Genomic DNA, 12,398 nt, shown 5'->3' with positions numbered 1-12,398 from the left:
ACGCAGAGAACGTGACACCACCACTGACCAGTGGGTTTGTGTTCTGGTCGAGGATCTGAGTCCTGGATTTTCCGACAAGGTTTCCCACAAGCCCCCGCCTTCGTAGCTCAGGGGATAGAGCACGGCTCTCCTAAAGCCGGTGTCGCAGGTTCGAATCCTGCCGAGGGCACAGCGGAAATCGCAGCTCAGGGCCCTTCCGTCCGACAGACGGGAGGGCCCATGAGCTGTCGGGGACCCGGTCGGTGCCCGCCCGGTCACTGGCGGCTGATCGCCCGGGAGATTCCCGCCGTGACCGTCGTCGCCAGGATCCAGCCCGACGCGATCAGTGTGTAGGCCAGCCATTGGCCCGTGTTCCGGGGGGCGAAGGCGGATTCCTGGCCGAAGGTGATGATCGGGACCAGCAGGTCGAGGGTGTAGAAGACGGCGTTGAACTGTGGTGCCTTCCCCGCTTCGAGTGGGGCCGGGGGATGCGGGCCGAAGTACAGCGCGCCGCCGACGAGCAGGGCCAGCAGCCAGAGGCCGGCGCGGAGGGGGCGGTAGCCGTAACCGACGGCCGCGTCCTGGACGTACCCCCAGACGCGGACGTGCGGGGCGAGGATCGTACGGCGGTGGCGCTGTCTGGCGAGCAGTACCGTGCGCGCTTCGTCCTCGTGCCCCAGTTTCCGGTAGGCCGCGGCCAGTTGCTCGTACGGCTGGGGCAGGTAGCCGTCGCCGGTGCGTCTGATCCAGCGGACTCTCTCGGCGGCCGGGAGGGGGTTCGCGAGGGCGTCGTACGTCGTCTCGGCGAGGCGGAGGTCGGCGGGCCAGGTGTCCGGGGCGTCGTACAGCGTGCCCAGGTGGGCGTTGCGGGCATCGACCGTGCCGTCGACGGGCCGCCGGGTGCGCAGGTCGGTCTCCCTGGCCTGGGTCGCGCGCAGGGACAGAGCGGTGGCGTCGGGGTGGGTGAGGGTGGCGTCGCGGAAGCTGAGTTCCGTGCCGATGCGGGTGCCGTCGAGTTCGATGCCGCCCTCGACCGTCAAGCCACGGCCGAGGTCGATGTTGCGGTTGACCGTGACATCGATCGCTTCCAGGGCGATGTCACCGGAGTTGGTCAGTCGGGCGCCGCAGAAACCGAGGCCCGCTCCGACCGTGGCACCGGAGAGGATGATCCGCCCCTCGGCGCTGAATCCCGGGTGGAAGGTGACGTCCTCGGTGATCCGGACGTGGTAGGCGTCGAGGGCGTGACCGCCGGGGTTGCGCAGGGTGGCGCCTTCGAGATCGAACTCGCCGTCTATCGACGCCCCGGAGAGACGGAACCCGCCGTCGACGGTCAGGTTGGCGCACAGTGCGTCGCCGCCCACCGTGGCGTGGACGGCTGATATCGCCTCGCCGCCGGGAGCGGTGATCGTCGTGTCGCGCAGGTCCAGGTCGCCGTCGATCTGAGCGCGGGTGAGGACGAGAGGACCCGTCAACCGGCAGTGGGAAAGCACCAGTCGGGCGTCGATCTGCGCCGCGTCGGCGACCAGACCCGGCAGGCCGCAGCCGGTCATCACCAGCTCGCGGGTCCGGGCGCCCCGCAGGTCCGGGGCCTCGTCGAAGCGGCAGTCGGTCAGGACGACGGGTACGGCGATCTCGGTGAACCGGAGATCCAGGCGGCCGGTGACCCGCGCGCCGGTCAGGCGCAGCGCGGGGCGGTCGCCCGGAGCCTCCGCCTCCTCCGCTTCTTCCGCTTCTTCCGTCGACGCCGACGCTGTGGCGTCCCGGAGGTCGACGGTGCGCCCTTGGGCGAAGGAGTCCCACAACTGTCGTTCTGGAGCGTTGAGTTCGTCGAGGCGCATGATCGACGATCATCCTGGCAGGGCGACGCGCCGGACAAGTCCTTTCAGACGTCCCGCGCCCGGCAGTCGCGAGAGCGTTCTTCCTGCGCTCGTATGTCAGTCGCCGGGAGTGGCAGCCAGCGCGTCGACCAGTTGCCGGGCGCGTGTCCCCTCGCTCAGGAGGAGCTCGACCAGGGGGCCCGTGCCCGGGTCGGCCGGCGATTCGCCGCCGGAGTCGGCCGTACTCACCGCGCTCGGGCCCGTGGCCTCGTCGAGGTACTGCTGGACGGGCCGGGCGTCGGCCGTCAGAGGGACGCGCTCGCCGGTCAGCGCGCTGTACACCGAGGCGTAGTCGATGCCCAGGCGGGCCAGCCGCTCGCCGCCCGCGTACCGGGTGTCGGGAGCGGGAGCGTTCTCCCTCGCCAGGTGCGGGTACCGGAGTGCGACCTCGTGGGTGGCGAGGACCGCCAGCAGGACGTGCTCGGTGCCCACCGTGCGGTTACCGAGGCGGTGTGCCTGCTCGTAGGTCTCCATGGCGGCCCACCAGGCAGGCTTCGACGCCAGGTTGGTCCCGGCGCTCTTGACCAGCCACCGCTTCCAGAAGGTCAGATGGCGGTAGGGGGCGCGGCCGAGAAGTACGTCGCGGGTGGCGTGCAGCTGGGGTGCGAGGCCGTCCTCCCGGCCGCCAGCGACTCCGGTGCCTCCGGTGCCTCCGGTGCCTCCGTCGAGGCGGTCGCGTACGGCTTGCGGTGAGATCCCGCAGACGCCCAGCAGCTCGACCGCGCGGTTCTCCACCGCACGGTTCTCCTCCGTGCGGCTGTCCTCCGTGCTGGTGTCCTCCTCCAGCAACGCCCGCAGCAGATGAACCGCGCCGAACTTCGCCGCGCCCTCTCGTCGCGCCTGCCCCATCGCCGCCGTCAGTGCCCCGGCCGCGGCGCCCGTGAAGCGGTCGCGCCGGTCTCCGTCCTCCCCCAGCACGTCCTGCGCGCCGACGCTTCCTTCCACGCCATCGGTACCGCGCCACGCGTCGTCCCGACCCATCCTGCCCCGTATCACCGCCAACAGCGCGGTCTGGGTGGCCCCTTCGTCGGCGAGAGCTTCACGCGCGGGCCCTTTGGTCGTGGTGATGGCGGCGAGAAGGTGCTCGGTGCCGATGGCCGCCCCGTCGGTCGCCAGCGCGCCGCCCCGAGCAGCCCCCAGGATGCCCACGGTCTTCCAGTCGGGCTCGATGATCGCTTCCACAATCGCTTCCATGCTGTCTTCCCGCTTCTCGCCGGTCATGGCATCCAGCCTCCCCGACGGCGGGTGGAGATCGCGTCGCACCAGGGGTGGATCTCCTTCTCCATCTGTGGATAGGGAACGGGCTCGAATGACGGAATGCGGGGGGGGCGGCGTCCCGTGACCGGGACGCCGCCCCCCGTGTCGCCGACGCGGATCAACTGGTCGCGCAGGCGGTGCCGTTGACGGTGAAGGCGGTCGGCGCCGCGTTGGTCGCCCCCTTCACCCCGATGAAGCCGACCGTGACCGAGCCCGCCGCCGGGATCGTGGCCGTGTAGGAGGCGGGTACGACGCTCACGGCGGCGCCCGTCTGGGTGGGCGTGCCGCCCCACATGTTGCTGATGGTCTGGCCGTTGGCGAAGGAGAAGCCCAGGGTCCAGTTGGTGAGGGCGGCCGTGCCCGTGTTGCGGAGGGTGATGTCGCCCTGGAAACCGCCCGGCCAGTCGCCGACGACCCGATACGCGACCGAGCAGCCGACTCCGGGGGTGCCGCCGCCCTGGGACGTGGTGACGTTCACCGTGGCCGAGCGGGGCGAACGGTTGCCGGCCGCGTCACGGGCGTACACGGCGAAGGTGTACGCCGTGGCCGCGGTGAGGCCGGTGACCGTGACGGTGCTGGTGGTGGAGGCGGCGACCGTGGTCTCCGTACCGCCGCTGCCCACTCGTACGACGTCGTAGCCGGCGACGCCGACGTTGTCCGTCGAGGCGGTCCAGGTCAGGGTGGTCGAGGTGGCGGTGGTCGCGGAGGCGGCCGGGGTGCCGGGGGCGGTCGGGGCCTGGGTGTCGGTGCCCGTGCCACCGCCGTAGATCGTGGCCTCCTTGGACGTCTGTGCGATGCCGTTGGCGCCGTTGAAGATGCGCCGGCCCCAGGAGCTGAGCTGCGTCGGGTCGAAGCCGATCGACAGGTCGAGGATCGGGTCCGTGTTGCCGCTCCAGGACCAGGCCAGGTAGCCGAGGTCGAGTTGCTCGGCCGTGGCCATCATGGTGTCCTCGTCCGGGTCGCCCCACTGGTCGGCGGGGCCACCGAACTCACCTATCAGGATGGGGAGTTCGGCCGCGACGAAGGCGTTGAGATAGTCGGTGATCTCGGCCGCCGTGTCGAACACGCTGTACATGTGGATCGAGAAGATCAGGTTGCCGGTGGTGTCCGCGTCGTACACGGCCTGGGCGTTGGCGCGCATGACGCCCTGCCAGTCCTGGCCCCAGTTGGGCGCGTCCACCATGATGGTGTGCTCGAAGCCGGCGGCGCGGAGTTTCTGTACGGCGGCGATGGTGGGGGCCGTCCAGCCCGCTGGATCGGTGTTGCCCCAGGGCTCGTTGCCGATGTTGATGATGACGTAGTTCTCCTGGCCCGCGAGCACGCTCTTGAGACCGATCCAGTAGTCGGCAGCCTGGTCGAGCGTGCCTGCGGCAGCGTCCTCGCCGTAGCCGGTGGTGTCGTGCACCTCCAGTACGCAGATCAGCCGGTTGGCCTTGCACTGGGCGACGACAGCGGCGACGTCGGCGGCGGTGTTCGCGGTCCAGCGGTGACCGTCGGCGAGGACGACGCGGACGGCGTTGGCGCCCAACGCCTTGACGTCCCTGAGGGATTGGGTCTGGTTCGGGTACCAGGTGTGGGCGTGGTTGACGCCCCGCATCACGAAATCGTTGCCGTTGCCTTCGAGGAGACGGCCGTTGGAGATGTGGATGCCGGTGGCCTGGGTGGCGGGGAGCGGCTCGGCCGCCTCATATACCTCTGCCCGGGCGGGAGTTGGGGCGAGTGCCAGGAGACCGAGGAGGGTGATCAGCGCGGTCAGCAGGACGGCTAATGGGCTCTTTCGCGTGGTGCTTCTCGTTGTTCTCACTGCGACTCCAGAAAGTGAGCGCCAAGAAACTTCAGCATCAGCGGAAACGTGGGAGCGCTCCCATGAACCCACCGCGACAGGGACACGTCAAGGTGTCGCGCACGCACAGGCGGCCCGGGCTTATACTTGCATAAAAGAAAGTTTCATTGCCGAAACGCTCCCAGCACGGAGCCGACCATGCGAGGTCGTACGTCGTGAACGGGTTCATCGGACGCCGAACCGAGCTCTCGCGGCTGGACGCCCTGACGCACGCCGTCCAAGCCGGCGGGCGCAGCGGACGGCCAGGGCGGGCGGTACTGATCCGCGGGCGGCGCCGCGTGGGCAAGTCCCGGCTGGTCGAGGAGTTCCTTGAGCGCGCGGAGATTCCACATGTCTTCTTCACGGCCGTCGGCGGATCCCGCGAGGAAGATCTGGCAGGTTTCGCTACCGAGGTGGCCGCATCCAGCCTCCCCGAAGCCGCCCGTTTCGCAGAATTCGCAACCCCTCAGTCCTGGGACGCGGCACTAGGTCTGCTCGCAACGGCCCTGCCCACCGACAGGCACAGTGTCGTCGTACTCGACGAGATGCCCTACCTCGTTCGCGAGGACCCCGCCTTCGAGGGCGCCCTGCAGAAAGCCTTCGACCGGAACCTGTCCAAGTTGCCCGTACTGCTGGTCCTCATCGGCTCCGACATCGCCATGATGGAGAAGCTGAACACCTACGGGCGCCCCTTCTACCAGCGCGGCACCGAGATGGTCGTCCCCCCGCTCACCCCGCACGACGTCGCCACCATGCTCGATCTGCATCCCGCGGATGCCTTCGACGCCTATCTCGTCTCCGGCGGGCTCCCTTTGATCCTGGAGGAGTGGCCGCACGGCACAGACCTCTGGGGGTACTTGCGGCAGGCTCTCCGTATGCCCACCTCGGCCCTGCTCGTCAGCGGCGAGCGCTCCCTTGCCGCTGAATTCCCCACTGAGGCACAGGCCCGTACCGTCCTTGGTGTCATCGGACACGGCGAGCGCACCTTCACCCTCATCGGCCGGGCCGCCGGCGGCCTCAACCCCGGCTCCGTCACCCGCTCCCTGGATTTTCTCACCGGCCGCCGCATGGTCGCCGCCGAGCTGCCCCTGTCCACCAGGCCGAGCCGTGAGACCCGCTACCGCATCGACGACCCCTACCTGCGCTTCTGGCTCTCGTTCATCGGCTCCGGTATCCCAGCCGTCGAGCGCGGACGCGGCGACCGAGTACTGGATGCCATCCACACCAGCTGGACCTCGTGGCGCGGCCGGGCCATCGAACCCGTGATCCGGGAAGCGCTCTGGCGCCTGGCCGACGACCGCCTCCCCGAGGACACCAACGCCATCGGCGGCTACTGGACCCGCACCAACAACCCCGAGATCGACCTCATCGGCGCCGACCGCTCCCCCATCGCCAAGAAGATCACCTTCGTTGGCTCCATCAAGTGGCTGGAGAACAAGCCCTTCGACCACCGCGACCTCGCCCGCCTCATCACCCACCGCTCCCAGCTCCCCGGAGCCGACGACGACACTCCACTCGTCGCCGTCGCCCGCAGCAACTGCACCGCCGAAGGAGTTCTCGGCTTCACCCCCGAAGACCTGATCAACGCCTGGTCCTGATCCGACGGATCGTCATCCAGCGCTGGATCGCGAGCTGCGGAACGTACGGCGATACGTGTCCGGGGGCACTCCGATCGTGCGGTTGAAGTGGCGGCGCAGGGTGGTGGCGGTGCCCATGCCGACGGCCTCGGCGATGGCGTCGACGCTGTCGCCGGTGGCCTCCAGCAGCTCCTGCGCGCGCCGGATGCGCTGGGTCAGCAGCCACTGGAGTGGGGTGGTGCCGGTGATCGTCCGGAAGTGGCGGCCGAGGTTGCGCGAACTCATGTTCGCCCGGCGGGCCAGGTCCTCGACGGTCAGCGGGTGGTCGAGCCGTTCGATCGCCCAGGGGAACAGTTCGGCGAGCGGATGGTCGTCCCGCGCGGGCACCGGCGCGGTGACGAACTGCGCCTGTCCGCCTGCCCGGTGCGGGGGTACGACCAGGCGGCGGGCGACGGTGTTGGCGATCGCCGAGCCGTGGTCGAGGCGTACGAGGTGCAGGCACAGGTCCATCGAGGCCGCCTTGCCGGCGGAGGTGAGGACGCTGCCGTTGTCGACGTACAGCACGTCCGGATCGACCTCGACGAGGGGATGACGGGCGGCGAGGACGTCGGTGTGCGCCCAGTGCGTGGTCGCGCGCCGCCCGTCCAGGAGTCCGGCAGCGGCCAGCACGAAAGCGCCGGTGCAGAGCGAGGCGATACGCGCTCCCGCCTCGTGGGCGGCACGCACCGCGTCGACGAGTTCGGCGGGCGGCGCCTGATCCACGTCGGCCCAGCCGGGGACGATCACCGTGTCGGCGTACGGAAGTCGGTCGAGGCCGGCGTCGGGTTCCAGGAGGAACCGGCCGACGCGGACCGGGGCCGGGCCGCAGAGGGCGACGTCGTACCAGGGAGCGGTCACATGGGAGAGGTCGGAGCCGAACACCTCGTAGGCGATGGCGAGTTCGAAGTGGAGCATGCCGTCGGTGAGGGCGAGCGCGACAGTGCTGGTGCCCGTACCGGTGCCCTTTTCCATGTCCGGAACTGTACGGGGTGTGTCGTTCCGGACACTCGTGCGGGTCGGATGTCGCGGCCAGGATGACGACTGGCAACGATTCGTGAAGCGCGACGGGGAGAAGACATGGGATCGGTATCGGGGTCGGGGCAGACGGTTGCGGTGTTCGGCGCGTACGGGCACACCGGGCGCTTCGTGGTGGCGGAGCTGCTGGTACGGGGGTACGTCCCGATCGTCTCCGGCCGGGACCCGGAGCGGCTGCGGGCGCTGGCCGCGTCGTACGAACCGGGGCTCGACGCCCGCCCGGCCCCGGTCGACGACCCGGCGGCGCTGGACCGCGCGCTGGCCGGTGCCGCGGCCGTGATCAACTGCGCCGGGCCCTTCGCCGTGACGGCCGCGCCGGTGATCGAGGCGGCGCTGCGGGCCGGGATCCCGTATGTGGACGTGGCGGCCGAGATCGAGGCCAACCTCGACACGTTCACGCACTTCGGGGAGCGTGCCCGGGCCGCGAACGCCGTCGTGATCCCGGCGATGGCCTTCTTCGGCGGCATCGGCGACCTGCTGGTCACCGCGGCGATGGGCGACTGGACGTCGGCCGACGAGGCGCACATCGCGTACGGCCTGAGCAGCTGGCACCCCACGGCCGGGACGCGCACCGCGGGCGCGGTCTCCCGGGAGCGCCGGGGCGGCCGCCGGGTCCGCTACAGCGGAGGGCGGCTGGAGTACCACGAAGACGCGCTGCCGACCCTGAAGTGGCCGTTCCCGGACCCGATGGGCCCCCGGGAGGTGATCGGCGAGTTCTCGATGGCGGATGTCGTCACCGTCCCGAGCCACCTTGACGTACCCGAGGTGCGCAGCTACATGGCGGCCGAGGCGGCCCGCGACCTGACGGCAGCCGACACTCCGGCGCCGGTCGCGGTCGACGAGGACGGGCGGTCCGCGCAGACGTTCGTCGTCGATGTCGTCGTACGCGCCGGTGGGGTGGAGCGGCGGGCGGTGGCTCGGGGGCGGGACATCTACGCGGTGAGTGCGCCGTTGGCGGTGGAGGCGGTGGGGTGGGTGTTGGCGGGGCGGGGTCGGGGGGTGGGGGTGGTGTCTGCGGGGGCGGTTTTCGAGGCGGCGGATTTCCTGGGCGCTCTGTCGGCGCACATCTCGGTCGAGTTGTTCCGGTAGGTGGCCGTCAGGCCCTGCGCCAGGCGCCGAGGAGTTCCTCGGGGCCGTATGCCGCCTGGAGCCCGGTACAGCTGACGCCGTTGCGGGAGACCGCCACGAGCGGTACCGGCTCATCGGTGATCGCCGCGCGGTGTTTCTGGAGGGCGGCCAGGTCGTGGCTGTCGAACGCGGAGTTCTCCAGCCACTTGACGGAGCCGAGGAAGAGAAGGTGCCTGGCCACCGGCTGGCGGTCGGCGCCCACCAGGTCGATCTCGACGTCGTTGCTGCGGGTCCAGTACCCGCCGATCGCCGGGGTGGCGGGCAGGGTGCCGTCCGGCAGGAGTCGGGCGAGGGACTCCCGGACCAGGGGCTCGACCGCGCGGCCCCGCCAGCTCGTCCACCGTTCCTTGATCCGGCTCAGGGTGAGGTCCCCTCGCCCGCGTTCGATCTCCGCCATGTGCGGGTCCAGGAACGCCAGCCAGAACCGCAGGTAGGGGTCGGCGACCCGGTAGCGGCGTTCCTTCGACGGCCGTAGGGAGAGGGGCAGCTCGGCCGCCACGACACCTTTGCCGGTCAGAACGTCCGTGGCCCGGGTGAGGGTGGTGTGGGAGATGCCGCCGGCAGCGCGCGCGATGTTGGTGAAGGTCCGCTCGCCGGTACCGATGGCCCGTAGGACTTCCCCGCTCATCGCCTGCGGCGGGAACTCCGCGGCCAGTGAACGCTCGGCGGAGACCAGCAGTGCCGAGATGGGATTGTCGAGGGAGTCACGAAGGAAGTCCCACACGTCCGCGCCGGGCCGCCACTCCGCGCAGATCAGCGGGAGGCCGCCCGTGATCAGGGCGGCATCGAAGGCGGCCGCCGGTTCCAGGTCGAGCATCTCGCCGATGTCGGCGGGGTTGAGCGGGCCCACGACCATCTCCCGCCCGCGCTGGTGGAAGGGGCGGTCGTAGCTGTTCAGCGCCTCCATCATGGACAGGTCGGAGCCGACGAGGAGGAGGAGTACGGGTTTGCGGCTGAGCAGCCGGTCCCAGGCCCTCTGCAGCATCCCCTCGAAGGCGTCGATGCGGTCCATGAGATACGGGACCTCGTCGATGACGACCACGCTCGGGCGGTCGTCGGGCAGGGCCTCGGCGAGGAGCCTGAAGGCCGCGTTCCACTGCGTCGGGGTCTCCTCCGAGAACAGCTCCCGGTCGGGGAGCGTGGACCGGGCGACGGCGTCGAGCAGCTCCGTCAGCTCGTCCTCCGCCGTACCGCCGGCCGCGGTGAAGAAGAGGTACGGCGTCTCGGTACGCCGGAGGAACTCCTCGACGAGGCTGGACTTACCGACTCGGCGCCTGCCTCGCATGAGGACGCACCGGCCTGGTCTGGGTGCCCCGGCGGCATCGCCGACCGCTTGCAGGGCGGTGCGGAGGACGGTCAGCTCGCGGTCCCTGCCGATGAAGCGGCGCATGAGAACACTCCCGTGGGCAATGGTATCGATAGCGATACTATCTCCGTCGATACCATCTTGCCCGCGGTCCTGCGCAGACGCGGCTCCTCAAGGAGGCCGTGCCCCGGGCAGCAGCCGATGGCTCGCCAGGCAGACCTCCCGTATCTTCGGGCAGCTCTGCCTGCTCGGGCTGGTCGGCGACCGGGCCGGCGGAAGAGGATCGCCTCAACGGAGTGGCACGTGAGGCGAGTTCGTCCCGAAGGGTCGCTCCGCCTCTGCTCCTGGAAGGTGGACAACCCCCCATGAAGCAAATCGCCAAAAACGCGGTCCTGGCCGCGCTCACGTCCGTCGCGGTGACGGCCTCGCTCACCGTCGGCGCGACGAGCGCGTTCGCGATCAACGAGGGCACGTGCAGCAGGACCGATTTCCTGCAGATCACCATCCACCGGCCCGGCGAGAGCTCGCAGATGCGGTGTTACGCCAACGCCGGAGAGGCCGACCTGATCTCCACGAACTGGTGGGTCACCCGGATCTCGACGGGCAACAACCGCGTCCAGTGGCTCGGGGACGGAAGCTGGCAGCCCGCTTCCGGGATCAACAAGTGGACCGTCATGACCTGGCCGAACCACCCCGGCGGGGTCAGCATCAACAAGGTCAGGATCCTCTGAGGCACCGGCTGACCGGCTGACCGGTTGCACGGGACGGCGGTCCTGGCGATCGCCGTCTCCGGCCGACATGGCCGCGGCAAGGCCACGGCACGCCTATGAGAAAGCCCAGCCGCTCCACTGCCCGACCCGAACGGCGACCACGGGGCCCTGGGGAGGAGAATCCCCGTACTGGCCGTACCGGTCGTACTTCCCGCACAGCGACTCCACCGCGTGGAGCCGCTCCTCGCCGTCCACCAGGAGTTCCCCGCGCCCGTCGGCACGCGCCCACCACAGCCGTGACCAGTCCTCGTCATAGTGGTCGACCAGCACCGACACCGACGGGTTCTCCCTGATGTTGCGCAACCGCCGCAGGTCCCACGTGGTTTTGGGCTTGTGGTCGACGGCGAAGTACAGGATGTCGTCCAGGATGACGAAGGTCACGGGTACCGCGTGGGGTACCCCGTGGCGGTCGGCAGTCGCCAGCCGGGCGACGGACGACGCGATGAAACGTTGCCGGGCAACGAGCGGCGAGAGTTTCATGCGTCCCACGGTAGTCACGCGGATCTCCATTGCTCCTGCCGTCATCCGCTGCTTCTGCCGTCATCCGCCATGAAACGGTCGCCAGGAGTCGGAGGTCGCCCTGCGGTCGGCATGGGCGCACTTTTGCAGAGAAGAGACAGGGGTGGCCCGGCACAGCCGACGGCTGCGCAGGGCCGGCGGGGGCGGGTGGAGGGACTTTGGCGCAAGCACTTCTTACCCGCGCGCCGACAGGCCGGTCTTTGGCGGGCACTCTTCCGGAAAGGTGACGCGGTCCCCGGGACGGGCGTGGCGACCCCGGAGGAGACAGACGTCCAGGAGCCCCCGGCCGCCGACGAAGACCCGGAAGCCTCCGTCGCCGTACCACCGGCCCGGGGCGCCAACTCGCCGCGCCCCGACCGGAGTTCGAGCCCCTCCCCCGCGTACGACACCCTCGCCCGGCTCGGCCTCCAGGAACCCCGCCTCGCCCTGTCCGCCGCCGACTGCGCGGCCCTGGAACAGCTGGCCGCCGAGTGGGTGGCCCGGGGTGCGACGCGCGAGCACCTCACCCATGCCCTCCTCGCCGGACTCCCGGACCCCGTCCACTCACCCCGGGCGTTCGTCCAGCGGCGGCTGCTCGACAAGATGCCGCCCGAGCGGATCGTCGTACCGCCCCCTCCCGGACCCCGGCGCAGTCTGCTGATGGAGTGCACGGATTGTGGGGTACCGGTACGTGCGGGGATTCACGTGCCTCAGCGCGTCTGAGGCGTACGCACGGACAACCACGGCAACCGCCTGAACGCCCGAAGGGCTCACCAGCGCTGCCGCTGGTGAGCCCTTGGCTCTTCGATGTCGCGTCAGACTCTCGACGGGGCCGCGTTCCTAATCGGGGTCGCCGTACACCTTGACCTGTTCGGCGATCTCCTCCACCGCCTCTGCCCCGATGGCGCCTTCCAGGGAGTCGATGACGAATCTGCGATCCCGTGCCAGTCGCGCGGGAAGGCCGTGCTCGACCACGTAGTCCACAAGAATGCCGGGGTCGTCCCCCGCACCGATCCTCGACAGCACCCGGTCCAGAGACACCACGTAGCTCTCCAGATCTCGGTACAGATCGGTGAAGCCCGCCAGTTCGACCTGAACTGTCCGCGCCAC

Annotated in this window: 11 protein-coding genes and 1 tRNA gene; 5 read left to right on the top strand and 7 right to left on the bottom strand. The window is 70.1% G+C overall.

Going from position 1 to position 12,398, the window contains the following annotated elements:
• Positions 1-96: 96 nt before the first annotated feature.
• Positions 97-169, top strand: a tRNA-Arg gene (locus ACFYXF_RS49050).
• An 85-nt stretch (positions 170-254) separates the two neighbouring features.
• Here the strand turns inward: ACFYXF_RS49050 and ACFYXF_RS49045 are convergent.
• From ACFYXF_RS49045 to ACFYXF_RS49035, 3 genes are all read right to left on the bottom strand, one after another.
• Positions 255-1,817 carry an oxidoreductase gene (locus ACFYXF_RS49045; protein ID WP_389360375.1) on the bottom strand — a complete coding sequence of 521 codons (1,563 nt, stop codon included), beginning with the start codon at positions 1,815-1,817 and terminating at the stop codon, positions 255-257.
• A 96-nt stretch (positions 1,818-1,913) separates the two neighbouring features.
• Positions 1,914-3,050 (bottom strand): Clp protease N-terminal domain-containing protein, encoded by a 1,137-nt coding sequence (locus tag ACFYXF_RS49040; RefSeq protein WP_389360373.1) that lies wholly within the window; start codon positions 3,048-3,050, stop codon positions 1,914-1,916.
• A gap of 181 nt (positions 3,051-3,231) precedes the next feature.
• On the bottom strand, positions 3,232-4,917 hold the full coding sequence (locus tag ACFYXF_RS49035; protein ID WP_389360371.1) for a cellulase family glycosylhydrolase: 1,686 nt from the start codon (positions 4,915-4,917) through the stop codon (positions 3,232-3,234).
• 194 nt (positions 4,918-5,111) lie between these two features.
• On the opposite strand from ACFYXF_RS49035, the gene ACFYXF_RS49030 reads away from it, so the two are divergent.
• Entirely contained in the window at positions 5,112-6,533 is a 1,422-nt protein-coding gene (locus ACFYXF_RS49030) for an ATP-binding protein (RefSeq protein WP_389360369.1), read from the top strand.
• A 12-nt stretch (positions 6,534-6,545) separates the two neighbouring features.
• Here the strand turns inward: ACFYXF_RS49030 and ACFYXF_RS49025 are convergent, their stop codons facing one another.
• Positions 6,546-7,523 carry a helix-turn-helix domain-containing protein gene (locus tag ACFYXF_RS49025; RefSeq protein WP_389360367.1) on the bottom strand — a complete coding sequence of 326 codons (978 nt, stop codon included), beginning with the start codon at positions 7,521-7,523 and terminating at the stop codon, positions 6,546-6,548.
• Positions 7,524-7,628: 105 nt separating this feature from the next.
• Between ACFYXF_RS49025 and ACFYXF_RS49020 the strand changes: the two genes are divergently transcribed.
• Positions 7,629-8,675 (top strand): saccharopine dehydrogenase NADP-binding domain-containing protein, encoded by a 1,047-nt coding sequence (locus ACFYXF_RS49020; RefSeq protein WP_389360365.1) that lies wholly within the window; start codon positions 7,629-7,631, stop codon positions 8,673-8,675.
• Between the two features lie 7 nt (positions 8,676-8,682).
• Here the strand turns inward: ACFYXF_RS49020 and ACFYXF_RS49015 are convergent, their stop codons facing one another.
• Positions 8,683-10,104, bottom strand: coding sequence for an ATP-binding protein (locus ACFYXF_RS49015; protein ID WP_389360363.1), 1,422 nt, complete (start codon positions 10,102-10,104; stop codon positions 8,683-8,685).
• A 281-nt stretch (positions 10,105-10,385) separates the two neighbouring features.
• On the opposite strand from ACFYXF_RS49015, the gene ACFYXF_RS49010 reads away from it, so the two are divergent.
• Positions 10,386-10,751, top strand: a complete 366-nt coding sequence (locus ACFYXF_RS49010) for a beta/gamma crystallin domain-containing protein (protein ID WP_389360361.1) — start codon at positions 10,386-10,388, stop codon at positions 10,749-10,751.
• Between the two features lie 93 nt (positions 10,752-10,844).
• Here the strand turns inward: ACFYXF_RS49010 and ACFYXF_RS49005 are convergent, their stop codons facing one another.
• Positions 10,845-11,270, bottom strand: coding sequence for a TIGR03668 family PPOX class F420-dependent oxidoreductase (locus ACFYXF_RS49005; protein ID WP_389360359.1), 426 nt, complete (start codon positions 11,268-11,270; stop codon positions 10,845-10,847).
• A 285-nt stretch (positions 11,271-11,555) separates the two neighbouring features.
• Here ACFYXF_RS49005 and ACFYXF_RS49000 point away from each other — a divergent pair, with 285 nt between their 5' ends.
• Positions 11,556-12,011 (top strand): hypothetical protein, encoded by a 456-nt coding sequence (locus ACFYXF_RS49000; RefSeq protein WP_389360357.1) that lies wholly within the window; start codon positions 11,556-11,558, stop codon positions 12,009-12,011.
• A gap of 117 nt (positions 12,012-12,128) precedes the next feature.
• Here the strand turns inward: ACFYXF_RS49000 and ACFYXF_RS48995 are convergent, their stop codons facing one another.
• A complete protein-coding gene (locus tag ACFYXF_RS48995) occupies positions 12,129-12,398 on the bottom strand; it encodes a hypothetical protein (protein ID WP_389360355.1) in 270 nt (89 codons plus the stop codon).

The organism is Streptomyces sp. NPDC002680 (genome assembly GCF_042889145.1).
Lineage (GTDB): Bacteria > Actinomycetota > Actinomycetes > Streptomycetales > Streptomycetaceae > Streptomyces > Streptomyces adonidis.
This window is presented reverse-complemented; position numbering and strand designations above follow the sequence as displayed.